Source organism: Brevundimonas sp., from assembly GCF_044239655.1.
GTDB lineage: Bacteria > Pseudomonadota > Alphaproteobacteria > Caulobacterales > Caulobacteraceae > Brevundimonas.
Genome location: NZ_JBIIAY010000016.1, coordinates 1 through 24,575, shown reverse-complemented (window position 1 = coordinate 24,575; position 24,575 = coordinate 1). Strand labels below are relative to the sequence as shown.

The window sequence follows — 24,575 nt, the reverse complement described above, 5'->3', positions numbered from 1 at the left end:
GGGGTGCATCGAGATAGTCTGTGGAATTCCACAGGGATACAAACGCACGCTTGTCGCAGGACCCTGCGCGGGGGATAGTCGCTGCGGGGTCGGGAGCACTGAAATGACCGTTCGTCGTCTTGCCCTCGTCGGGTCCGCCCTGATCCTTTCGGCTGCGGCCTGTCGCGCCGAGGAGATTGCCATGACACCGCCTGAGCCTGCTGCCTCCGACATGGCCCCGGACCGTGTCCTTGCGACGGAAGAGGTCTTCGGCCTGTATGGCCTCAGGCGCTCCGACGGCGAGGGCGTCTGCCGCATCGCCTTGAACCGCGTCCCGACCGAGGGCGGCTTCGGCGTCGTTATCGGCCGATGCGATCTTGAGGTGGTACGTGGCGCAACGGCGTGGAAGACGGTTCAGGGCGGCTTCGAGCTGCTGCGGGAGACCGGCGGCCCCTTGCGTTTCCGCCAGACCGGCGTCGATGATTTCGAGACGATCGACGGCGCCTATCGCCTGAGCCGCGCACCCATGGCCTGACCGTAGCCGGCGGAGGAACCGGCGAACGGCTTGAATGTTCTTGCCGGGCCGGTCACACAGACCCTTCCGTCCTTATCGCAAGGCTTCTCATGCGTTCTCCCTCCACCCGACTGCGCAAGGCCGTCCTGCCGGTCGCGGGCCTCGGCACACGGGTCCTGCCGGGCACCAAGACCACGCCCAAGGAACTGCTCAACGTCGTCGATCGGCCGATCCTGAGCTATATCGTCGAAGAGGCCCGTGAGGCCGGGATCGAGCACATCGTCTTCGTCACCGGTCGCTCCAAGGGTGCCATCGAGGACTATTTCGATCACCAGATCGAGCTCGAGGCCCAGTTGCTGGCCAAGGGCAAGACCGACATCCTCGACAATATGAACGCCGAACTGGCGACGGCCGGCGAGATGAGCTTCACCCGCCAGATGCAGCCCCTGGGCCTGGGCCACGCAGTCTGGTGCGCGCGCGACATCATCGGCCATGAGCCGTTCGCGGTGCTGCTGCCCGACGTCATCGTCGATGCCGCGCCGGGTGCCCTGAAACAGCTGACCGCCGCCTATGACGAGCTGGGCGGCAACATCATCGGCGTCGAGGCCGTGCCCGCCGAAGACACCCACAAATACGGCATCGTCGATCCCCTGGAGCGCGACGGTCGCCGCATCGCCATGCGCGGCATGGTCGAGAAGCCGGCCCAGGGGACCGCCCCCTCGAACCTGTCGATCGCCGGACGGTATATCCTGCAGCCCGAGATCTTCGACATCCTGCAGACCCAGCCGCGTGGTGCCGGCGGCGAGATCCAGCTGACCGACGCCATGGCCACCCTGATGAAGACCCAGGGCTTTACAGCGGTCGAGTACGAGGGCGTGACCCACGACTGTGGCGACAAGATCGGCCTGCTGCGCGCCAACGTCGCCCTGGCGCTGAAGCGCCCCGACCTCGGGACGGCGGCCCGGGCGGCACTGACACCCTACTTCAACGACTGATCGCGGGCTTGCTGGCCCAGAATACAGAAAGGCCCCGGACGTCGCCGTCCGGGGCCTTTGTCGTGATCGCGTAGGTCGCGCCTACAGATACCAGTCCTGGCCGTGGTAGAAGCCAACGCCGACATTGGGGTCCAGGTCCAGCATGAACCGGCCGGTGTGCGGCACGAACCCGTCGACGGTCGCGTCGTCCGCACCCAAGTCCACACCCTCCACCGGCAGCACCTCCGGGGCCGGAACCTTGACCGTTTCTTCCATTGCAGCACCTGAAGCGCTCCAGATGATGTCAGAGGCCACAATGTTGGTATTGTTGATCTGAATCTGGAGTTCGTTGACTCCGTTGCCACCAAGATCAACGAAGAGCGTCGAGAAGCCCCCGGTATTGACGATGCCGAACACATCCGAGGCGCCGGTCCGCAAGCCTGACAGATTGATTTTGTCTACGCCCGACTGGAAGTCGAGAATCTGGTCGAAAGTGCCGACCTGGCTGTCGTTGATATTGATATAAAGGAAGGTATCGGCCCCGGCCCCGCCAAAGAGCGTGTCGGCGCCCAGGAAACCGATGACGGTGTCATTGCCGTTTCCGCCCTTGATGGTGTCGGCCAGAACCGAGCCTGTCATAAGGTCCGCCAGATCCGAACCGTCCATGAACACGCCGATGTTCACGCCGATGAAGCTGTTGCCCTGGATCAGACGTCCTGCGGCGCTGGTTGCGAAATTGCCGGCCGCGGTCGTCGCAAAGACATAGGTTGAGCCTTCGTTCGTTCGAACGATGGACACTGCAGTCGGGTTCAGCCGGCTGAGATCGATCAGGTCAAAGCTCGGATCGAAGTCATAGAGGTTATCCAGACTGGTCGAGGTCGAATCACTGACGGCGTTGTACTGATAGATGTCGAAGCCGACGCCGCTGGAGATCGCATCGGCACCGACTCCACCGATCAGGATGTCATTGCCGCCATTGCCCTGCATCGAGTCGGCGATGCCGGAGCCAATCAGGGTGTCGGCATTGACCGAACCGACCAGGTAGATACCAAAGGTATTGTTGTAGATGAAGTCGGTGCCGTTAATGGCCCGGCGGTCGGCGGATGTCACGAAAGCGCCGGTATAGCTTTCGCTGAACACGAAGCTGGAGCCGTTATCCGTACGAATGATACTGATCGATACGGGGTTGATACCGTTGAGGTCTATACGATCGACTCCGGTCTGGAAGTCGTACAGATTGTCGATGTTATTGAAGCCATCGTTGCTGTTGTACGAATCGCTGGCTGTCGCATAGCGGAAGATGTCAGCGCCTGCGCCGCCCGAAATGGCGTCCGCTCCACCGCCACCCGTGATGATGTCGTCCCCTTCACCACCCTGGATTGGGTCTGCGCGGATCGTTCCGACCATCGTATCGGCCTCACCCGATCCGATCATATAGACGCCGAACGTCCCGTTATACAGGAAGTCCGATCCGTTCAGATTGGCGTTCGGCAGATAGAGGCGGAAGTCACCCGTAGGCGTTTCCGCAAATACCAGAGTCCCCGTCGTTCCACCGAACCGGGCCATACTGACCGACGTCGGGTTCATGGCGGTCAGATCCAGCCGATCGAGGCCGGACTGGAAGTCGGTAATGATGTCCGACGCGTTGGGAGTAGAATCGGAGGAGGCCAGGAAGCGGAAGGTGTCCGCCCCCGCACCGCCGGTCATATAGTCCATTCCGCCGGCACCGATGATGACGTCCGCACCCACGGTTCCCGTCAGCGTGTCATTGCCGCCAGTGCCGGTGATGGCAGGGCCGGTAGACGTGGTGATGATATCCCCAGCGACGATCGTGCCGGACACCCGCACCGCAAACACCCCGCTGTTCGACTGGGCGGTGACGAGCGTGTAGGCACCCACGGAGGTAAAGCTCACGGCGGTCGGCAGGAAGGCCGATATATCAATCTTGTCGACGCCGGTCTGGAAATCCTCGATCAGGTCGGAAACGATATTGGGTGTGGACTGGGAGTCCGTCGCCGCCAGGAACATGAAGGTGTCGGCCCCGGCACCCCCGGTCAGCAGATCAGTGCCTGCACCACCGACCAGCACGTCGTTGCCATCCTGTCCGAGCAGCTGATCCTGACCCAGACCGCCGAAGACCGTGTCGTTGCCACCACCGGCAAAGACGGTGTTTTCCGAAGCATTGCCAGTCAGGGTGTCGCCGAAGGCGCTTCCGAAGATGCCTTCGATGGAGTCCAGGGTGTCGCCTGCGGCGTCCCCGGTGAAGGCCCCCCCCTCAAGGGATACGGTGACGCCGGAAGCCGCCTGGGAATAGACGACATAGTCGAAACCCGCGCCCCCGCGGATGGTGTCGGTCCCCGCGCCGCCTTCGAGAAGGTCGTCCCCTGCCCCGCCGTCCAGAGTGTCGTCACCGACCAGGCCCAGCAGATAGTTGGCTCCGGCGTCGCCCGCGAGCACGTCGTTGAAGTTGGAACCGGCGAGATTTTCCACCGCGTTGAAAGTGTCACCTGTGGCATCGCCGCCCGACCCACCGGTCGCCAGGGACACGATGACCCCCGAAGCGGCCGTCACATAGCTTGCGAGATCGAGTCCGAGGCCGCCGTTGATCTGATCAGCGCCCGAGCCGCCGATCAAGGTGTCGTCGTAGTTGCCACCGTTGAGGGTGTCGTTGCCGTCGTCGCCGTTCAGCTGCGCGGCACCCAGCGCCGTCAGTGCATCGTTGCCGCCGAGCCCTCGGACGACAGTGCCTCCGCCGATCGCGCCGGTCAGGATGTCGCCGAAATTGCTTCCGTTGATCTGCTGGATGTTGATGTAGACGTCACCGGCAGCCTCGCCCGTGTTGCTGCCTGCACTGTCGAACGAGGCCGTGACCCCGGCTGACGCCGATGCATAGCTGGCGATATTGAAGCCGGCGCTGCCGTCCAGGATGTCGGCACCCAGCCCACCCTCGAGGATGTCGTCGCCGCCCGCTCCGATCAGATGGTCGTTGCCGGCGTTGCCAAGGAGCGTGTTCGCGACATCATTGCCCACGACCACGTCGTTGAAGTTGGAGCCGAAGATACCTTCAATATCGATATAGACGTCACCGAAAGCGTTTCCGGTGTTAACCGACGGGAGCAGCATGTTGATGTTCAGACCGACGGTCGATTCGGAGTATCCGGCCAGGTCGCGGCCCGCACCGCCGATCAGGACGTCAGCGCCGACGCCACCGACCAGGATGTCGTCCCCGCCTTCCCCACGCAACTCATCGTTGCCCCTTTCACCGAACAGAGAATTGTCGAAATTATTCCCGCCCAGGATGTCGTCGAAGTTGGATCCGATCACAGCCTCTATGCTGATGTAGCTGTCACCGGCGGCATCTCCCTGGTTGGCACCGGGTGTACCCAGATAGGCCTGGACGGCACCGAGTGCCGTTGCATAGGCTGCGGCGTCGAAGCCGTTCCCGCCGTCGAGCTGATCTCCACGCGGTCCGCCGTCGAGGGTGTCATTGCCATCGCGGCCGTAAAGTTGGTCGACCCCGTTGTTCAGGTAGACTGTCTGGTCGGGGTCGGCGATGAGGTTGTTGTTGCCTGCATCCCCATACAGAATGTCGTCGAAGGGAGACCCTGCAAGGTCGCGCCCGAACAGTTCGAAATAGCTGTCGCCCGCCGCATCGCCCGTGTTGATCGACGGGTTCTCCATCGAGGCAGTAACGCCCGACGTCGCCGTTTCATAGTCGATCAGATACAGGCCGCCGACCGTACCATGCAAGGCGTCGGCACCGACGCCGCCGATGAGAACAGTGTATGCTGCACCGCCGCCATAGATTGTGTCGTTGCCGCCCTGCCCCTGAAGCTGGTTAATCAGCGGGTCGTTGTTGCCGATGATGACGTCGTTGAATTCGGACCCGATGACGTCCTGGATGCTGATGAAGGTGTCGCCCGCTGCCCAGCCGGTGTTCTCGGCCTGATTGCGCAGCGAGATCGTCAGTCCGGTAGGCGACAGCAGGTAGGTGACTGTGTCCTCGTCCAGCCCGCCGTCCATGATGTCGATGCCCGCGCCCCCGATCAGAGTGTCCATCCCGGCCTCGCCGTAGAGGCGGGTGGTCGAGCCGACCTGGCCGAAGCCGTAGAGGTCGTCGGCCCCATCCCCACCCCAGAGCGAGTTGTTCTGGCCGTTGCCGGAGATATAGTCGCGAAAGGCCGAGCCGATGGCATTCTCGACCGAGACATAGATATCACCCACGGCTTCACCGGCAGGCGAACCGCCACCGGACAGATAGACCATGACGCCATCGAAACCGGGCAAGGCCACATTAGACCGGGTCGCGTTGGCGTAGGTCACGGTGTCGATCCCGTCACCACCGTCCAGGATATCCCCGCCCAAGCCGCCTTCAAGTAGGTCATTGCCGCCGAGACCGCTCAGCGTATCAGCTCCGGCTGTGCCAACCAGTGTGTCGTTACCGGCACCGCCGACCAGAACGACATCGAGTGGCCCGTCGATGGGCCTGGCCGCCGAAGGCGTATCCATGGGACTGGTGAGAACCGGCGATCCCACCAGCGGCGTCAGCGTAGATGCCGCCGAACGACGCGCCGCCGCCAGGGCAGGCAGATAATCTTCGCCTTCGATGGCACGGGCAAAACTGAAACGAAGATCGCCTGAGCGGCTGGTGAACACGGTCATCGGAGCATCGTCCCTATGAATATCGGCCCGGATAGGCAGAACCGATGTGCGCGGCAAACCTTAACAGTCGGTTTGAGGTCTCCCAGATCAATGCACGCTACCAACCCCTATGGGATTGGGCCACCACTGTTTTATCATCTGTTTGTGACCGGTCGCGTCGCGTTCTAAGCCCGACCTCGGCCTGGCCGGCAGATCTATCCGCCTACGACAAGACCGCGTTCACGCAGCAAGGCCTGGGCCGACGCATTGTCGGGCTGAAGGGCGATCAGCGCCCTCGCAAGGCGGTCCGCCTCGCCACGCTCGCCGGCAACCACAGCGGCACTGGTTAGCTCGTACAGGATCGAGAAGTCCTGAGAATACCGCCGATGCGCGCTCAGCAGCACCCGATAGCCAGCCCTGACGTCATCCTTCACTAACATCCGACCCCGCATCAGCGACGCGGCGGCGGAACGACGGATCGGCGGCTCCAACGCCATGGCCAGCACCAGGTCTCGTTCGGCGCCGGCCGCATCTCCGACGAGCTCCCGGGCCAGGGACGATTGAAGGAATATCTCCGCCGGCGACATCGACCAGGTCGAACGGACGACCGGAGATTTCGCTTCATCCTCGGCCATGGCCTCAAGGACCGACTCCCATCGCGACCGAGCCTCGGGCCACTCGGCCTTGCGAACCGCAATCCGCGCCATGCCGATCCGGGCTTCGACGCGGTATTCCGGGATCTGCGCGGCTTCGTAGTACACCTTCTCCGCCTGGGCGTGCTCGCCGAGCTCTGCGTGCATATTGGCGATCGGCAGCAGAACCGACCGGTTGCCAGGATTGATAGCTTCGACCCGCTTGAAGTTTGCCAGAGCTTCGGCCCAGGCCCCTCTGGCCATGGCCTTGCGCGCGGCGTCGCGGAATGGCCGGGCGATACGACGGCGCAAGCGCTGGATCATGCCGGTCCTCCCTCGACCGCCGAGATGTCCAGGGCAAGAACCCTGTCGGCCAAGCCGCTGTCGTCGAATACCCGGTCCCAGAACAGACCCTCGCGCTGGGCGCGCTGCCTGGCCGTGAGGCTGAGCGGCTTGCCGTAGACGACGTCCAGCATGGCCTGCTGGAACTCGCGCGGACTGGACGCCACGATCACCCCGGCGTCGCCCTGGTGATCCTCGAACGAGCGCATGGCCACCGATGTCGCGACCACCCATTTTCCGGAGCTCAGGGCCTCGGCGGTCTTGAGGTTGCTGCCGCCGCCCGCACCGATCGGCAGCAGGATGCCCTTGGCGTTCTCGCGCAGCCAGCTGAGCTCGGCGTCGGACGGATGGGGGAAGAAGTGGGTCCGGTCCCCGTAGGCTTCGGCGTGCGGCATGTAGAGGCCGGACTGGTAGATGCCGTCGGAAGCGCCGCCACAGATCGCGAACATCTTTTCCGGCGGGAAGCCGTAGAGACCGCCGCTGAGGACGTATTTCTCGAATCCCTGGATGTTCGGCGGATAGGCACTGCCGACGAAATAGAGGTACTCATTGGCTTTGAAAGCGGCGCCGTGGGGCGGGCGCTTGGCCTTGCCGGGCCGCTCGCTGCCGTTGCGCACCACCAGCGGCTTGCAGGCAGGGTTCAGGCCGCGATAGGATTGGGCGTCGGCTGCCGACACGCAGAACAGCAGATCGGCCTGCTCGGCCAGTTCGGTCTCGATGTCCAGGACCATGGCCTCGACGCGATTGACCAGTTTGCGATCCACCCCGACCCCTTCGAGGATGTCACGCTTCAGCGGCGCCTCGAAATTGTGGGACGAATAGATCAGGGCGGTGTCGGTCAGGACGCCTTCCTCGCGCAACTTTCGGACCAGGGGCCACATGAAGGGCTGCTCGATCTGGATGGCGTCGGGCTGAATGGATTCGATCAGGGAGCGGAAATGCCGATACGGCCCGCTCTGGCTCGCCGCGAAGGCACCGCTGCCCATGTCCTCGATGAAGGGCACGTCGGAATAGACTCCGCCGATCGACGAATAGGGATAGTCCCGCTCCGTCACCTTTTCGGGGCTGTAGGTCGTCGGGGAATAGACTGAGGCGTACAGATATTCGACGCCCGCCCGCTCGTAGCAGAGGCCGATCTGGGTCGTGCGCCGCTGCCCGCCGTGGACCGGCAGACGGATGGGATAGGTGCCGAGCGACAGGACTTTCATCGGGCCGCCTCCACCCAGCGATTGAGGATGCCGTAGAACAGGTCGGCCGAGTCGTCCCAGGTCACGGGCGTGTATTCCGTCAGCGACCGCCTCTCGAGTTCGGCGATCATGGTGTCGTCCGTGAAGGCGGAAACCAGGGCATCGGACCACTTCCGCAAGTCGATCGGGTCGATGTAGAGGGGTGCCGTGCCGCCGACCTCGCGCAGCGATCCCGCCTCGCTGCTGAGACAGGCCTTGCCCAGGGCCATCGCTTCGACCAGCGACAGGCCATAGCCTTCGTACTTCGACGGGAAGACCACGAACCGGGCCCTGCGGTACAACTCCGTCAGATCCTCGTCCGGGATCCCCGACAGGATCAAAACCCGGTCGGCGATCAGGGGATTGGTACGGATTTCCTGAACCAGGTTGTCGGTGTTCCAGCCCACCCGACCGACGAAGACGCACATGGCATCGTCCGGAATCGCGCCGGTCCGAACACCGTGCTCGAACGCATCGACGATGGTCCGGTGGCTCTTCCTGGGCTCGATCGTCGAGACATAGAGCAGGTATTTCTTGTCGGCCAGGGCGGTCGGGAAGCCCGGCTGGGTCCCGGCGGCGGCTTCCACGATGTCACTGCCGAGGGGCCAGGCTTCCAGTGGCATGGCCGGCAGGCGCCACTCCGACAGATGACTCGCCACATCGGCCTTGGTCGTCTCGGAGATGCAGAAGGCGTAGTCGGCCGTCCAGAACAGCTCGCCGAAATACTTCTTCAGAAGATCCACATAGAAGGGCACCACATACTGCGGGTACAGCAGCGGAATGATGTCGTAGATGATAGCCAGGTATTTGAACCCGGTCTTCTTGCGGATCTTGCGCATCCCGCGAACGTTCTTGTGTTCCCAGTCCAGACCGCCGTTGATGATCCAGGTCCTGGAATTCATCGGAACCGGGCCGGAAACCACCTGGCTGACGCTGACCAGGCTGCGGCGACCGTCGGCGTTGATGTTCACGTTGATGAAGCGGTTGTCTTCACGCAGCCGCAACAGATCGGCCACCGGCAGATCGGCCAGTCGCGATCGCAGCGCCAACACCGCCGCGGCTCCCGTGAGGTCCGTGGGCATGTCGTCCAGAATGTTGTCCCGTTCGGAGATCGACCGGTCCAGCCGCAGGCCACGCATGTCGTCCAGCGCGATCCAGCACTCGCCGGCCAGGACCCGCTCGGCGAAGGCCTGCTGGATCACATAGTACCGTTGCGTCGCCTGATGGAAGAAGCAGTACCGGACCGGCGAGGCGCAGCGACCCTCGGCGCGGCGGGCGATCTCTCGCTCGACCCGAGTGATACCGACGGGCGCGCCTCCCCACGAAATGGACGTCGTGATGTCGAAATAGATCGTCGTCATCGCGGGAGCGGACACCATCGGTCGTCGGTCATGTGAATGCGCAGGCGTAGCGACGGCTAAATCCCCCCGACCGGCCCACACATCATGGCGTAGCGACCCAAGGCACGGCTGGCAATGATCTGGACTCCAAAGATGCGCTCATCCCTCAAAGAAGCCAGTCTGGAGACATCGACCGGGGGTGCCCCTCCAGACCCGCAACACCAAAACCATCGATCGACAGGCCGATAGAACCATTCAGACCGAACAGGTCAGGCGGTCCCGTCACATCATCGTCAGCCATAGCCTGCAGCAATGCCTTGTCCTGCGCTTCCAGCGCGCCGCTTTGGAAACTCCATACAATGTCGCTCGTCGCCAAGGTGACGCTCTGCAACTGGATCAGCATGTCGTTCGTTCCGTTGCCGCCCAGATCGACGAACAGGAACGAGGCGCCACCGGAATAGGCGATGCCGAACACGTCCGAAGATCCCGTCCGGATGAAGCGAAGGTCGATCTTGTCCACGCCTGACACAAAGCCGACGATCGTGTCGGCGGCCGCCACCGACGAATCGGACGCCGCCTCATAGACAAAGGTATCCGCCCCACCCTCGCCGACCAGCACGTCCGCACCGCCTCGACCGACCAGGGTGTCGTTCCCGGCACCGCCGAAGATTGGATCCGCCAAACTTGAACCGAGCAGGATGTCGGCGTTGTTAGACCCGATCATGTAGGTCCCGTGGTTCGACCCGTACAGGATGTCCCGCCCATTGACCGCCGTGGCGCCCGCCGTGGTCAGAAAGTCGCCGGTCGGCGTCTGGGCAAAGATGAACGTGCCTCCGCTATCGCTGCGGATCAGGGTGATGGAGGTGGTCCCCAGAGCGCGGAGATCGATCACGTCGCTCCCGGTCTCGAAATCGTAGAGGTTGTCGAAGCCGGTTGTCTGATTGGATTCCGCTGCCGACTGGTAGATGTAGACGTCCGCTCCGCCTCCGCCGCCTATGGCATCGCCACCGCCCCCGCCGACGAAGACGTCGCCGATGATCGTTCCGATGAGCGAATCCGCCTGGCTGGAGCCGACCATGGTAATTCCGTGGTTGCCCCCGAACATGATATCGCGGCCATTGATGGCACGTCCGTTGGCCGTCGTCAGGAAATTGCCGGAAGCCGTGACGGCGAAAACGAACGTCGAGCCGTTCTCGGTTCGGATCATGTTGATCGAGGTCGTGCCCAGGGCGCGCAGGTCTACCAGGTCAACGCCGGTCTCGAAATCGTAGAGGTTATCGTATCCGTTGGTCTGGTTGGAATCCAGGGCCGAGGTGTAGACGAAGATGTCCGCTCCAGTCCCGCCCGAGATCGCATCGGCACCCCGACCGCCGGTCAAGATGTCATTGCCGCCGTTGCCCACGATCGGATCGGCATAGACAGAGCCGACCATGACGTCGGCACCTTCGGATCCGATCATATAGACGCCATGCAGGCTGGCGTAATCGAGGTCCACACCATTGATCTCACGCCCCGCAGCGGTCAGCTGGAAGGCGCCGGCAGGCGTTTCGGCGAACAGAATGGTGCCGCCGTTGATCCGGGCGATACTGACCGAGGTCGTCCGCAGCGCATTCAGGTCGATGCGGTCCACGCCGGTCTGGAAGTCGGCCAGATTGTCCTGCGCGGCGGCCGTCGAATCGCCTGTGTTCTCATACAGGAACACGTCGGAGCCCCCGCCCCCGATCAGGGTGTCCGCCCCGCCGCGCCCGATGATGTAGTTGGGCCCGGCCGTCCCCGTCAGGGTTTCGCCGGCCGCCGTCCCATAGATGTAGGTTGGGGCGGCCAGGTTGCCGATAAGCACGTCGGACAGAGCCACGGTTCCCCGAACACGCACGGAAAACAGCCCGGCAGCCGTCGAGCCGCTGACGACGTTGAACTCGCCTGAGGCTGCGATCGACAGGTTGGTCAGGTTCAGCGCGATCAGGTCGATCCGGTCCACACCGGTCTGGAAATCGTCGATGACGTCGTCGACGACCCCGGTGTCCACGAACGAGTCTGCGCGTGCAGCGAAACGGAAGGTATCGGCCCCCGCGCCCCCGGTTAGCAGGTCGTTGCCGCCGCCGCCGATCACGATGTCGTCGCCCGCTCCACCGAGCAGCCAGTCGGTGCCCGCCCCCCCGGTCAGGGCGTCATTGCCGTCCCCGCCGTCCAGGGTCGATCCGCCCAAGGTCGGCGCGACCACGGCATGACCCGGCACGGACACATGAAGCGCATAGGTCGACCCCGCCGCCATGGGGCCGCTGGTAAAGGTGTTGTTGGCGTTGGTCAGCCACAGGGCGACCTGGATGTAATAGGTCCCGGCGGTGGTGAAGGTGTAGCTGAGCGCCGAGTTGGTCGACTCCTCGCCGACGTCGGCCGCGTCGTCGTTCTGGGCCAGTTCGGTGCCGCCCCCGTCAAACAGCCGCAGGGTCGAGTCGAACGAAGCTCCGTCGATATCGAACCGCACCGTCGTGTTGGCCGCGACCGTGACGGCATAATATTCCACGCCCGCATGGGCTGTCGCCAGGACCGTGGCGTGGGGTATCGTCGTGGGATTGTTCACGCCATCGCGCGCCAGCAGGTCGAAGCCACCGTCCAGCGACACGGCGGTCGCAATGGTGTTGTTGGCATTGCTGGCGGCCTTGATGATGTCCGGCGCCCCGCCGCTGGTGCCTGGAGCCCCCGCGGTCAGGACGTCGTTGCCGCCCAGGCCGAAGATCGTGTCGATCCCGCCGCCGCCCTGAATGTTGTTGGCAGCACCGTCCCCTGTCAGGGTGTCGTTGAAGGTCGAACCCGCCAGGTTCTCGATCGAGGTCAGGGTGTCGGTCCCGTCCGCGCCGGTCGCCGTTCCGCTGGTCAGGTTGGCGACGACGCCGCCGTTGGCTCCGGCATAAGAAGCCGTGTCGACCCCCGCGCCGCCATCGATCGTGTCGTTGCCGAGCCCGCCCGCAAGACTGTCGTTGCCGTTGCCGCCAATCAGGGCGTCGTTGCCCAGACCGCCTTCTATGGTGTCGTTGCCGTCGCCTCCAGAGATGGTGTCGTTGCCGCCCAGACCGCGCAGGATGTCTGCGAAAGCCGTGCCCACGATGGAGTTGGCGGTGATGTCGCCGATCGCGGTGATCCCGGCTGCGGGCGCAGGCGCCGTGACGCTCTGGTCCGAGAAACGCAGCACCTCGACGTTGGAGATGGTGTCCGTACCCTCCGCACCCACAACCGTCGCGGTGGTCCCGTTCCAGGTGATCGTATAGGCCGAGCGCAGGCCGCTGAAGACCGCCGTGTCATTGCCCAGGCCGCCGTCGATGACGTCGTTGCCGTCTCCACCGGTCAGCAGGTTGTCGCCCGCGTTGCCGAACATGGTGTCGGCCCCCGACCCACCGATCGCGTTCTCGATCGCGGCCCCCACGGCGATCGAGACATTGCCCGTCTGGCCACCGATATTCGAGAAGCTGCCCTGGCGCAGGTCGATGATCTGGGTCACGCCATAGCCCGAGAAGTCCAGGGTATCGGTGCCGCCGGCGTCCCAGACGCAGAACACCAGCCGGCTCGCGCCCGAGACGGCGCTGTAATAGGCCCGGTCCGCGTTGGAGTTGAAGCCGTAGACGGTGTCACCCGTCCGGGTCGTCATGTTCGCGCCGTACAGCCGCTGGGCCGCCGCGATGTCGTCCATCAGCGGTGCCGACGCATAGGTGCTGGTGCCGAACGAACCGCCGGTGTTCGACTCGCTGAAGTAGCTCATCACCGTGTACTGGCGGGAATCCTCGTAATAGGTCGCGTCGTTGGCATAGGTGATCGTCACCCCGTCCGACGCGTTGTAGTCGGCCGGGTGGTGCAGGCCGATGGCGTGGCCGATCTCGTGCGTCAGGGTGTGCTGGCCATAGTTCAGGCCCAGCGGGTTCGGGTTGGCCGCCACCGAGATATTGACCCAGACATCACCGGCGTTGGACGTCGTCGCCGTGCTGCCGGGCCCGTAGGCGAAGGCGGCGGATCCCGCAGACCCTGCCCCATAGTTGCCGAACAGGATCGAGGCGCTGTCCGAAAAGCCGGTACCCGTATCCTGGCGCACGAAGGTGATGTTGGCCACGTCGGACCAGGCGGCCAGGGCCACCAGGGTCGCAGCGATCTGGGCCGCGTTGAACTGGGTGAAGCCCGAAGTGTCAGTGGGCATGGTCGTCGGAGCCGTGGCCCGGAACGCATAGGTCACGGTCGCGGCGGTTCCGAGGGCGCCAGACCCCCAGTGCAGGTTGTTGCGCGTGATCTGGACTGCAGCGGCATCCGTGGTCAGCGATGGCCGCGATCCGACCAGTCCGCCGCGATCGTCGGCGTTCAGGAAGGACAGGGGATCGTCGGCCGTCGGGTCGAGAACGGTATGGAATCCCCCGCAGCAGGCACAGGTCTGATAGCTGGCGATGTCTCCGAACACCCGTGTCGAAGGTCCGTCAGACACGCCGCCGCTGCCGGCAGGCGTTGCGAAATCGAGCGATGTTCCGCCCTCTGCCGTTGCGAAGCCGAACATCTGATTTCCTACTCTGAAACGCCCCGGAGATCAGCTTATCAAGCGCACCGCGTTCGGCAAGGCGCAAAGGACGGCACAGCTTGACACAGAGGGTTAACCTCGCAGCGGCGGCTTCGACCCGATTGACCGTGACAGCCGCCGCTGCGGCCGCTATCAGCCCGCGCGTGATGGAAGACAACGACCGGCAATCCGAAGATCAGGCGCGCGACGCCCAGGCCTGGGCGACGGCCAAGACCCTGGCCGAGGCCCTGCCCTATATCCAGATCTATGACCGCGAGACCGTGGTCATCAAATACGGCGGCCATGCCATGGGCGAGACCGCCGTGGCCAGACAGTTCGCCGCCGACGTCGTCCTGCTCAAGCTGATGGGCGTCAACCCGGTCGTGGTCCACGGCGGCGGGCCCCAGATCAGCGCCATGCTGGAGAAGGCGGGGGTGAAGTCGAACTTCATCGACGGCCTGCGGGTCACCGACCGCGACACCATGGCGGTCGCCGAAATGGTCCTGTCGGGCGCGGTCAACAAGGAGATCGCGCACTGGATCTCGGTCGCCGGCAAGGAAGCCGATGTGCGCGGCGTCGGCCTGTCGGGCAAGGACGCCGGCCTGCTGACCGTCGAAAAGACGACCCGCACCCGCCGCGATCCCGACAGCCTGATCGAGCATGAGGTCGATCTGGGCTTCGTGGGCGAACCGACCAAGGTCGATCCCAAGCTGATCGCCGGCCTGATCGCTTCGGAGACTGACGACTGGGTGCCGGTCATCGCCCCGATCGGGGTCGCCGAGGACGGCCAGACCTACAACGTCAACGCCGATACCGTCGCGGGCGCCGTGGCCGGCTCGCTGAACGCCAAGCGGATGCTGCTGCTGACCGACGTCAAGGGCGTGCTGGACGCAGACGGCAACCTCATCCGCCAGATGTCGGTGGCCGAAGCGCAAGGGCTGATCGACACGGGCGTCGCCACCGGCGGGATGATCCCCAAACTGCTGACGGCGATGGATGCGGTGCGCTCCGGCGTCGAGGCCGTCGTCATCCTGGACGGCCGCCGTCCCCACGCCATGCTGGTGGAGCTGTTCACTGAGCACGGGGCCGGGACGCTGGTGACGGCGTGACGCTGGACCTGTCGCACATCGACACCTGGGTCTTCGATCTGGACGACACCCTGTATCCCCGTGAGCAGGGGGTCATGGGTCTGGTCCAGGCCCGGATCAACGCCTTCATGGTGGACGCGGTCGGCCTGCCCGCCGACGAGGCCAAGGTGCTTCAGAAGCAGTTCCTCAACGAGCACGGCACCACCCTGGCCGGGCTGATGGCCAACTATGCCGTGGATCCCGAACGATTCCTGCGCGAAGTCCACGACGTGCCCCTCGACAGCCTGGAGCCCAACCCCCGCCTGGCCGATGTCCTGGCCGGCCTGCCGGGCCGCCGCTTCGTCCTGACCAACGGCGCGCGCTTTCATGCCGCCCGCGTCATGGAGCGGATCGGGATCACCGCCCTGTTCGACGGAGTCTTCGCCATCGAGGACATGGACCTGACGCCCAAGCCCGCGCCCTCGACCTATCGCCATTTCGTCGAGCGGTTCGGCATCGATCCTCACCGCGCCGTCTTCTTCGAGGACACGCCGCGCAATCTCCAGCCGGCCAGGTCGCTCGGCATGGCCACCGTCCTGATCGGCGACGGACACGGCCACGAGATCGGCCCCTGGGTCGATGCGAGCGCGCCCGATCTGCTCGACTTCCTCACGTCCTACGCACTCAAGGCCGCCGCATGACCGACCTCGCCCATCTGGAAACCGTCGTCGAAGCGGCCTGGGACGACCGCGCCGACATCTCGCCCGCCACGCACGGCGAGACCCGCCATGCGGTCGAGCAAGCCCTCGCCCTGCTGGATTCGGGCCAGGCCCGCGTCGCCACGCGCGGTGCCGACGGCGTCTGGACCACCCACCAGTGGCTCAAGAAGGCCGTGCTGCTATCGTTCCGGCTGAACGAGAACGTCATCATGCGCACCGGCGATCGTGGCCCGACCTCGCACGCTCCGGGCGTCGGCCCCTACTGGGACAAGGTGCCCAACAAGTTCGGCGACTGGGCCGCCGCCGACTATCAGGCCGCCGGCTTCCGCTCGGTGCCCGGGGCCATCGTCCGGCACGGTGCGCACATTGCGAAGAACGTCGTCCTGATGCCGTCCTTCGTGAACATCGGAGCCTTCGTAGATGAGGGTTCGATGGTCGACGCCTGGGCCACCGTCGGCTCATGCGCCCAGATCGGCAAGAACGTCCATCTGTCGGGCGGCGCCGGCATCGGCGGCGTGCTGGAACCCCTCCAGGCCAACCCGACCATCATCGAGGACGGCTGCTTCATCGGCGCCCGGGCCGAGGTCGCCGAGGGCGTCATCGTCCGCGAAGGCGCGGTCCTGGCCATGGGCGTCTATCTGTCCGGTTCGACCAAGATCGTCGACCGCGCCACCGGCGAGGTGTTCCGGGGCGAAGTGCCGGCCTACAGCGTGGTCGTTCCCGGCACCCTGCCCGACCCGAACGGCGGGCCGTCGCTATATTGCGCCGTCATCGTCAAGCGCGTCGACGCCCAGACCCGCGCCAAGACCGGCGTCAACGAACTCCTGCGCGACTGATCCTGCCGTACAGCTTGGGGCGGTTTTGGGCTTGACGCGACCACCGCCCCGCAACAGGACTGCACCGGGCTTCTTCTGAGCCTTTCATACTGATTTCCGGAGTCGATTTCCGATGGCCGCCCTGCACGAAATGCACCCCTCGACAGTTGAAGAGGCCCTGCCTGCGCTGGAGACCGATGTCTTCCGCGGCTATCTGGGGGATGATCCCGAGCGGATTCGGGCCATCATGCCGACCGACACCCCGGTCGATCCCACCTGCTTCACGGACGCCATGGGGGTGAAGGTGTCGCTGGATTACTGCCCGTGGATATGGGACCGTACCGGCTTCGTCGAGACGCGTATCCCGATCCCGACCGACACCTATCTGGGCGAGGCGATCGAGTATGTCGGCTTTGCCGTCGCGGTTGAGAGAGCCACCGGCCGCGACACCCTGACGATCGTCGAACTGGGCGCCGGCTGGGGTCCGTGGGTGTCGCTGGGCTCGGTCAATGCTCACAGGCTGGGCTTTCCCAATGCCCGCATCGTCGCCTTCGAGGCCGATGGCGACAGATACAACGCCCTGCGCCAGCATCTGGCGCTCAACAACATCGTCCCGGCCGACGCTCCCTATGAAGGTCAGGCCAACGGCTATGAGTGGAAGCTGCTACACGCCGCCGCCCACTGGGAGGACAGCACCTTGTACTGGCCGGCCGAGTCCAATGTGCTCGACGCCGGCATGGCGGCGATCACAGACGCCGGTGCGACCAATGACTATCGCGGCCAGCCCATCGCCACGATCGAGGTCAAGGCCATCGGTGTGATCAATGCCATCGCCCATCTCGACATCATCGACTTCATGCACATCGACATCCAGGGCGGCGAGGAAGACCTGCTTCCCCGCATCATCGATGATCTGGAGCCCAAGGTCCGCGTCCTGTTCCTGGGCACCCACAGCCGCAAGATCGAGGGCGACTTCATCCAGATGCTGGGCGACCGTGGCTGGGAGCTGTTCCGCGAACGGCCCTGCCAGTTCTATCCGATGTCGGATGCCCCGACCCTGGTGGGCCGGACCTACATGGATGGAGCCCAGCTCTGGATCAATCCGCGCCTGTAGGGTGATCCGGCGGGTTCAGGCCCGCCGTCCACCTTGCCGAACGGACCTAAGCGCGCTCGACGCACATCGCGACACCCATGCCGCCGCCGATACACAGGGTGGCGAGACCCTTCTTGCCGCCCGACCGCTTCAGCTCGTGCAGCAGGGTGGTCAGGATGCGGGCGCCCGAGGCCCCGATCGGGTGACCGATGGCGATGGCGCCGCCGTTGACGTTTACCTTGGCCGTATCCAGCCCCAGCTCCTTGACGACGCACAGGGCCTGGGCCGCGAAGGCCTCGTTGGACTCGATCAGGTCCAGGTCTGCGACGGTCCAGCCGGCCTTTTCCAGCGCCTTCTTCGAGGCCGGGATCGGACCGGTGCCCATGATCGACGGATCGACGCCCGCCGAGGCCCAGGACACGATGCGGGCCAGGGGCTCTATCCCGCGCGCCTTGGCCTCATCGGCCGACATCAGCACCAGGGCGGCGGCGCCGTCGTTCAGGCCCGAGGCGTTGGCGGCCGTAACAGAGCCTTCCTTGGTGAAGGCGGGGCGCAGTTTCTCCATCGCCTCGATGGTCGCGCCGTGGCGGATGAACTCGTCCTTGTCGACGACGGTGTCGCCCTTCTTGCCGGGGATGGTCACGGCGACGATCTCGGCGTCGAATCTGCCGGCCTTCTGGGCCGCCTCGGCGCGGTTCTGCGAGGTCACGGCGAAGCCGTCCTGGGCGGCGCGGGTGATCTGCCATTTGTCGGCGATGTTCTCGGCGGTCTGGCCCATGTGATAACCGTGGAAGGCGTCGATCAGGCCGTCCTTCAGCATGGTGTCGGTGAACTCGAGCGCGCCCATCTTCTGGCCGCTGCGCAGGAAGGCCGAGTGCTGGGCCTGGCTCATGCTCTCCTGGCCGCCGGCGACGACGATGGCGGCGTCACCCTGCATGATCTGCTGATAGCCGAGCGCGACGGCGCGCAGGCCCGAGCCGCACAGCTGGTTCAGGCTCCAGGCCGGGGTCTCGATCGGCAGGCCGGCACCCATCGAGGCCTGGCGCGCCGGTCCCTGGCCCGTCCCGGCCTGAAGCACCTGGCCCAGGATCACCTCGTCGACGTCGGCGGCGTCCACGCCCGCCCGCTCCAGCGCCGCCTTGATCGCGATCTCGCCCAGCTTCGAGGCCGGCAGGCTGGACAGCCCGCCCATGAAGGATCCGACCGGGGTGCGGGCGGCGGAGACGATGACGACATCAGTCATTTGTATTCATCCGGAGCTGAAATATTGCGTGGCGTTTCTGCCGCATAGGACGGCTTTCGTCACGCCCCATACGCCGGATTCAGCAGATGGTCATCGGCTAGCGCTCAGATGGAGGGAACGAACCGAACGGTCGGCGGCTTGATGGAGCCATGAGGATGCGCCTGAAGTCATTGTTTACCCATGTCTGCACGCCTGACGCGCTGGACATGATCGACCACTACCAGACCCGGGCCGAGCGCCTGGCCGATCTGTGGGTCCATATCACCGGCCTGTCCCTGGCCAGCGTCGGCGGCATCGTCCTGGCGGTGCTGGCGGCGATCTATGGCGGGCCGGGGGCGGTCATCGCCACGGCCGTCTATGCGATCTGCCTGATCGCCATGCTGACCACATCCACGATCTACAACTGGACCAACCCCTGTGCCGCCCGGCCTGTGCTGAGGCGGATGGACGAGGCGGCGATCTTTCTGATGATCGCGGGCAGCTATACCCCCTTCACGACCCAGAGGTTCGAGGGGATGTGGGCCATCGGCTTCACCCTCGTGGTCTGGGCCATCGCTGCGGCGGGCGTGGCGGTCAAGCTGGTCGCGCCCCGCATCTCCGACGCCTTCTGGAGCGGGGTCTATATCCTGTTCGGCTGGCTTGCGGTGGTGGCGATGAAGCCCATGCTGGAGACGGTCCACCCGATCGCCCTGGCCCTGCTGGTGCTCGGCGGGCTGATCTACACGACCGGCGTGTTCGTCTTCATCAGTCCCCGGGTGAAGTTCCGCCGTGCCATCTGGCACGGGTTCGTGGTCGCGGGGGCCGCCGTCCACTGGGTCGCGGTCCTCGTCGGGGTGGTCCTGGCACCGCAACTGGCATGATTTCGGGGTCGAGGAACGCGGTGCAACAAGCCTCTGGCGTCTGTCTTCGCAGTGCGGGATACTGATCAAAATCGACAGGGAGCTGGATCGGCGTGGCTGACGACAAACCCAACACTGGCAAGGCCAAGGACGGCGACGTCGTCGTCATCAAGAAATACGCCAACCGCCGCCTCTACAACACCCGCACCAGCGCCTACGTCACCCTGGAAGACCTCGCCAAGATGGTCCGCGAGGGCACCGACTTCGTGGTCTTCGACGCCAAGACCAACGAGGAACTGACCCGCCAGATCCTGACCCAGATCATCTTCGAGGAAGAGAGCCGGGGCGAGGCCCTGCTGCCGGTCCAGTTCCTTCGCCAGCTGATCGGCTTCTACGGCGGCCAGATGCAGGGGGTGCTGCCCTCCTATCTGGAGATGTCGCTGGAGAGCTTCTCGCGCCAGCAGGAACAGTACCGCACCCAGGTCGCCAAGGCCTTCTCCAGCGGCCCCACGGGTTCCCTCATGGAGGAGGCCGTCAAGCAGAACATGGCCATCTTCCAGAACGCCATGAAGATGTTCCCGGCCTTCTCGACCTACACCGCCGCCCGTCCCGAGCCCGAGCCCCCCCAGGAGACCGCGCCGGCAGCCCCCTCCGGCCCCGATCCGCTGGACGAGATGCGCCGCCAGATGGACGAGATGCGGGCCCAGATCGACCGTATCGCCTCGACCCCCAAGCCGTGAGGACCGCCGGGCGATGACCGACGGCGTCCGACCCATTCCCCCGATCGCGGGCAATGAGCGTCGCTCGGGCGATCGTCGTGCATCCCAGCGGCGTACGCCCGGCGAAGGCCCCGCCTCTCGCGCGCTCGTCCCCACAGAGATCGAACCGGAGCCGGCACAGGACGGCCCGGCAGAGCCTGCCCAGCGCGCCACCCTGATCCGCGACGTCAGTGCCGCCCCCGCCGCCGCCTTCGCCGCCCAGCTGATCGGCCAGGGCGGCCAGCGCACCGGCATCCGGGGCGGCCCGCCGGTCATGGGCGCGGCCCGATCGACCTATCTCGGGGCCGAATATTCGGGCGAGAAGGAGCGACGCCCCCCGGTGGGCAAGACCGGCAAGACCGAGGTCTGATCCCCCGACCCACGCGCCGTTTCGCCTGACGCGCGATCTGGCCCGGGGCTTGCAGCGAACGGGGCCTCTGTCCCGATCCAGCGGTTCCGGCCCATGTCATTCCTTCCCTCCGCCTTCCGCGCCTTCGACGTTCTGGTCGTCGCCGTCCTGTTCGCCGCCCTGCTCTGACTTGACGCGGGCACCGGCCGGGCGGAGACCCCCTCCATGCCCCGCGCCCACGCCCCGTCATGAGCAACGCCCGCGCCATCCAGGCCATCGCCCTGCTCGTGGTCGCCGGCGGAGCCCTGGCCGTGCGACTGTTGCGGGAGCGCAAGCCTGAACCCGCGACCGACGACGAGACTGCCCGGCTCACCCCGGAGATCCGCACCCGCCTGACGGCCCTGCGAACCGAAGTCCGCGACTGGACCCTGGGCCCCGACGCCGGGCCCGCCTCGCCCAAGGTCGTGCGCCGGGTCGAGACCGCCCTGAACACCCTGATCGACGACATCCTGTCCGAGCCGGACGGCGCGCTGGAGGCCGCCGACGTCGCGGGCCGGCTGGGCCTGGGCCTGGCCGCCCTGAAGACGGCCCCCGCGCCGATGACGGCCCTGGCCTGGGGCCGGATGATCGAGGTCTGGTATGTGCTGGGGTTCCGGTCACCCACCGGCTATTTCAACCACGACCCGGCAGACCTGCCCGAGGGCTGGGGCGAACCCCTGCCACCCGGCTGGACCGCCCCGGACCAGCCTCGTCCCGTGGCCGGTGGAACAGATCGTTAACCGGCGAGGCGCACCCTCAGGCCCTGACGCCCCCGTTTCCGCCCCCCGCTTCCCGCCCCATGGGTCTGACGATGTCGAGTATCCTCACCGGTTCCACCCGCCGCTCGCGCGACCATTTCGAGCCGCAGGATTCCGATCCGCACGAGCAGCGCCGCCTGCGCGGCCTGCTGGAGCAGATCGACTACACCGCCTTCATCTCCAACCGCGAGGTCATCGCCGCCTCCCTGTCGGTGATCGACGCGGCCATGTTCCAGCGGCTGGCCGTCTCGGTCGCCACGGCCCGGACCAAATGGGTGTCCGAGGCGCTGCGCCTGTCCGAATCCGGCTCGCCCGTGACCCCCGACCAGACCGCCCGCCTCACCGCCTTCCGCAGCGCCTATGAGGAACTGTCGGAAGCCTATGAAGGCCTGCGCCGCATGGTCGAGCGCGGCTACCTGACCCTGCGTACGGCCTGACCGCCGAACCGAACGGTCGACAAAAAAAGCATCGACCGTTTCAACCGTTTCAACCGCTTCAACCGTTTGAAGCCGACGGCGACGGTCGCTACCCACCCCACATAGCCGCTGCCGACCGATGCGCAAGTGTGTCGAAGGAATAAATTCCTTCGACATGAGGTGGCTGACCGCACGCTTCAGAGCATTCTCAATTCAGTCGGGTCCATTCGACACCGTCATCCTGGGCCTTGTGCCCAGGATCCAGATTCACGGTGACAGCCGTGGGCCACGGCAGAGACCGAGAGTCTGGATCCTCGCCACAAGGGCGAGGATGACGAAGAGACAGGATGGAACGCCTCAATCCAGCGGCTGGGGCCGGGTCGAGATCGGGGCGTCGGGATCGGCCTGGGACGGCCTCGCAGCGGTCGGGGGCTGCGGGGCGGGGACGATCAGGGGCTGGGTCTCGATCGCGGGAGGGGCGACGGGCTCCGGCGTCGAGGCGACAGGCGCTCGCGTGGGCGCGGATGAGCGGGACGGCGCGGGCTGGGACGCGGCCCTGGTCGGAGAGGCGGCCGGCGATGGTGGAACCGCGCGCGGCGTAGGTGCAGGCGTGGGCGCGGTTACGGCAAGCTCCGGCACTGAGGCGACCTCGGGCACCGCGACCGTCGAGACCGGTACGGATGCCGGTGCAGACACCGGCACAGACACCGGCGCGGGGACCTCGGCCGTCACGGGGGGCTCCACCGGCGCCGTGCGGGTGGCGAGCCAGACCCCGCCTGCGGCCAGCAGCAGAACCGCCACCGCGCCACCGGCATAGAGGGGTATCCTCGACCTCGGCGCGGGCCGGGGTCGCGCGCCGATCGGGGCGGGGGCGGCGACCGTTTCCGGTGCCAAGGGGGCCGCGACCGAGGTCTTTGGTGCCGACGGCGGCGTCACCGTCGGTGCCAGGGGCGCAGGCGATATCCGGGGTGCCGGCGGCAGGGGGCGAACCTCTGCGTCGATGGCCAGCCTGGCGGGCGCGGCGACGGTCGGGGATGCCACAGTGGGCGCGACCGGTTGGGGCGTGGTCGGAGCGACAGCGGGAGCGTCAGGCCGGGCCGGAGCCGCGCGAGGGATCATCGATCCGCTGAGAATGGACGAGGCCGAACCCGACGGGCGCGGGGCGGCGACCGGTGCCCGCATCGGCGGAGGCTCGGGAAGGGGCGGAAGCGGCGTCGCCTTCGGCAGGGGCCCGACCTGGAAGATCTGCGACGGCGGCCGGCCCCACTGGGCCTGACGACGCACGAAGGGCTGGTGCGCGATCTGGGACGGGGTCTGAGGGGTGTCTTCGGTCGCGTCGTCTCGATCGGTCATGGCGGGCTCACGCGGGGGTCTTCGTACGGGGCCGGAAGACTTGCCCCCGAACCGGGTCGGATTCATGACCCGCCCCCGGGCGACGGTCGCGGCCGCCGGTCAGCGGACCTGGACGCCCTTCCAGAAGGCGATGCGGTCGGCGATCTCGGCCGCCGCCGACTTGGGCTCGGGATAGTACCAGGCGGCGTCGGTGTTGGTTTTGCCGTCCACCTCGATCGAATGGTAGGACGCGGTCCCCTTCCAGCCACAGACGCTGGTCGTCGCACTGGGTTTCAGCACGGCGGCGTCCACGGCCGCGCGCGGGAAATAGTGGTTGCCCTCGACCACCACGGTATTGTCGGACCGTGCGATGACGGCCCCGTTCCAGACGGCTTCGACCACGGCGATATCTCCTCAGGCCTTCAGGCGGTAGCCGGTCCGAAACATCCAGCCGACGATCAGCAGACAGACCCCAAGGAAGCCCAGGGTCGCCAGCACGCTCCAACCCACCGCAACGTCCCCCGACCCGTAGAAGGTCCAGCGGAAGCCCGAGATCAGATAGACCACCGGGTTGAACAGGGTGATGGTCCGCCACACAGGCGGCAGCATGTCGATCGAGTAGAAGGACCCACCCAGAAACGTCAGCGGCGTGACCACCAGCATGGGGATCATCTGCAGTTGCTCGAACCCGTCGGCCCAGATGCCGATGATGAAGCCGAACAGGCTGAAGGTCACTGAGATCAGCACCAGCATGGCGAACATCGCCACCGGGTGCAGCACCTGCAAGGGCACGAAGAAGGCCGCCGTTCCCAGGATGATCAGGCCCAGCACCGCCGACTTGGTCGCCGCCGCCCCGACATAGGCGATGACGATCTCCATCGGACTGACCGGCGCCGACAGGATCTCGTAGATCGTGCCGGTGAATTTCGGAAAATAGATCCCGAACGAGGCGTTGAAGATCGACTGGG

At 65.7% G+C, this 24,575-nt stretch carries 20 protein-coding genes; 11 read left to right on the top strand and 9 right to left on the bottom strand.

Translation table 11 applies throughout. The features are described from left to right. The first annotated feature begins 103 nt into the window (after positions 1-103). Entirely contained in the window at positions 104-514 is a 411-nt protein-coding gene (locus ACILQR_RS03740) for a hypothetical protein (RefSeq protein WP_395650158.1), read from the top strand. An 89-nt stretch (positions 515-603) separates the two neighbouring features. Then, positions 604-1,488 carry a UTP--glucose-1-phosphate uridylyltransferase GalU gene (gene galU / locus ACILQR_RS03735; RefSeq protein WP_395650157.1) on the top strand — a complete coding sequence of 295 codons (885 nt, stop codon included), beginning with the start codon at positions 604-606 and terminating at the stop codon, positions 1,486-1,488. 81 nt (positions 1,489-1,569) lie between these two features. Here the strand turns inward: galU and ACILQR_RS03730 are convergent, their stop codons facing one another. The 5 genes from ACILQR_RS03730 to ACILQR_RS03710 all read right to left on the bottom strand — a co-directional run bounded on the left by ACILQR_RS03730 (position 1,570) and on the right by ACILQR_RS03710 (position 14,179). Then, on the bottom strand, positions 1,570-5,976 hold the full coding sequence (locus ACILQR_RS03730; RefSeq protein ID WP_395650167.1) for a beta strand repeat-containing protein: 4,407 nt from the start codon (positions 5,974-5,976) through the stop codon (positions 1,570-1,572). Between the two features lie 347 nt (positions 5,977-6,323). After that, positions 6,324-7,064, bottom strand: a complete 741-nt coding sequence (locus ACILQR_RS03725) for a tetratricopeptide repeat protein (RefSeq protein ID WP_395650156.1) — start codon at positions 7,062-7,064, stop codon at positions 6,324-6,326. Further along, a complete protein-coding gene (locus ACILQR_RS03720; protein ID WP_395650155.1) occupies positions 7,061-8,290 on the bottom strand; it encodes a hypothetical protein in 1,230 nt (409 codons plus the stop codon). The genes ACILQR_RS03725 and ACILQR_RS03720 overlap by 4 nt, the downstream gene beginning before the upstream one ends. Next, positions 8,287-9,687, bottom strand: coding sequence for a glycosyltransferase family 4 protein (locus ACILQR_RS03715; protein WP_395650154.1), 1,401 nt, complete (start codon positions 9,685-9,687; stop codon positions 8,287-8,289). Before ACILQR_RS03715 ends, ACILQR_RS03720 begins: the two co-directional genes overlap by 4 nt. A 127-nt stretch (positions 9,688-9,814) precedes the next feature. After that, positions 9,815-14,179, bottom strand: coding sequence for a M10 family metallopeptidase C-terminal domain-containing protein (locus ACILQR_RS03710; protein ID WP_395650153.1), 4,365 nt, complete (start codon positions 14,177-14,179; stop codon positions 9,815-9,817). A 167-nt stretch (positions 14,180-14,346) separates the two neighbouring features. Here ACILQR_RS03710 and argB point away from each other — a divergent pair, with 167 nt between their 5' ends. From argB to ACILQR_RS03690, 4 genes are all read left to right on the top strand, one after another. Beyond that, entirely contained in the window at positions 14,347-15,288 is a 942-nt protein-coding gene (argB, locus tag ACILQR_RS03705; RefSeq protein WP_395650166.1) for an acetylglutamate kinase, read from the top strand. Further along, positions 15,285-15,947: a pyrimidine 5'-nucleotidase gene (locus tag ACILQR_RS03700; protein WP_395650152.1), complete on the top strand. Its 663-nt coding sequence runs from the start codon at positions 15,285-15,287 to the stop codon at positions 15,945-15,947. Before argB ends, ACILQR_RS03700 begins: the two co-directional genes overlap by 4 nt. Further along, the gene (gene dapD / locus ACILQR_RS03695; protein WP_395650151.1) at positions 15,944-16,801 is read left to right on the top strand and encodes a 2,3,4,5-tetrahydropyridine-2,6-dicarboxylate N-succinyltransferase; all 858 of its coding nucleotides are present in this window, start codon (positions 15,944-15,946) and stop codon (positions 16,799-16,801) included. The genes ACILQR_RS03700 and dapD overlap by 4 nt, the downstream gene beginning before the upstream one ends. Positions 16,802-16,913: 112 nt before the next feature. Further along, positions 16,914-17,894 carry a hypothetical protein gene (locus ACILQR_RS03690; RefSeq protein ID WP_395650150.1) on the top strand — a complete coding sequence of 327 codons (981 nt, stop codon included), beginning with the start codon at positions 16,914-16,916 and terminating at the stop codon, positions 17,892-17,894. Positions 17,895-17,940: 46 nt separating this feature from the next. Here ACILQR_RS03690 and ACILQR_RS03685 read toward each other — a convergent pair whose 3' ends face one another. Next, on the bottom strand, positions 17,941-19,116 hold the full coding sequence (locus ACILQR_RS03685) for an acetyl-CoA C-acetyltransferase (RefSeq protein ID WP_395650149.1): 1,176 nt from the start codon (positions 19,114-19,116) through the stop codon (positions 17,941-17,943). A gap of 149 nt (positions 19,117-19,265) precedes the next feature. Here ACILQR_RS03685 and ACILQR_RS03680 point away from each other — a divergent pair, with 149 nt between their 5' ends. The 5 genes from ACILQR_RS03680 to ACILQR_RS03660 all read left to right on the top strand — a co-directional run bounded on the left by ACILQR_RS03680 (position 19,266) and on the right by ACILQR_RS03660 (position 22,296). Continuing rightward, positions 19,266-19,976 (top strand): hemolysin III family protein, encoded by a 711-nt coding sequence (locus tag ACILQR_RS03680; RefSeq protein ID WP_271146315.1) that lies wholly within the window; start codon positions 19,266-19,268, stop codon positions 19,974-19,976. Between the two features lie 92 nt (positions 19,977-20,068). Beyond that, on the top strand, positions 20,069-20,695 hold the full coding sequence (phaR, locus tag ACILQR_RS03675; protein WP_395650148.1) for a polyhydroxyalkanoate synthesis repressor PhaR: 627 nt from the start codon (positions 20,069-20,071) through the stop codon (positions 20,693-20,695). A gap of 13 nt (positions 20,696-20,708) precedes the next feature. After that, positions 20,709-21,083, top strand: a complete 375-nt coding sequence (locus ACILQR_RS03670; RefSeq protein WP_395650147.1) for a hypothetical protein — start codon at positions 20,709-20,711, stop codon at positions 21,081-21,083. Positions 21,084-21,310: 227 nt separating this feature from the next. Beyond that, a complete protein-coding gene (locus tag ACILQR_RS03665; protein ID WP_395650146.1) occupies positions 21,311-21,841 on the top strand; it encodes a hypothetical protein in 531 nt (176 codons plus the stop codon). Between the two features lie 71 nt (positions 21,842-21,912). Then, a complete protein-coding gene (locus ACILQR_RS03660) occupies positions 21,913-22,296 on the top strand; it encodes a hypothetical protein (protein WP_271146311.1) in 384 nt (127 codons plus the stop codon). Between the two features lie 336 nt (positions 22,297-22,632). On the opposite strand, the gene ACILQR_RS03655 is transcribed toward ACILQR_RS03660, so the two are convergent. From ACILQR_RS03655 to ACILQR_RS03645, 3 genes are all read right to left on the bottom strand, one after another. Then, positions 22,633-23,628 carry a hypothetical protein gene (locus ACILQR_RS03655; RefSeq protein ID WP_395650145.1) on the bottom strand — a complete coding sequence of 332 codons (996 nt, stop codon included), beginning with the start codon at positions 23,626-23,628 and terminating at the stop codon, positions 22,633-22,635. A gap of 99 nt (positions 23,629-23,727) precedes the next feature. Further along, entirely contained in the window at positions 23,728-24,009 is a 282-nt protein-coding gene (locus ACILQR_RS03650) for a DUF427 domain-containing protein (RefSeq protein ID WP_395650144.1), read from the bottom strand. Positions 24,010-24,021: 12 nt separating this feature from the next. Continuing rightward, on the bottom strand, positions 24,022-24,575 hold a 554-nt coding region (locus ACILQR_RS03645), incomplete at its 5' end, for an ABC transporter permease (RefSeq protein ID WP_395650143.1).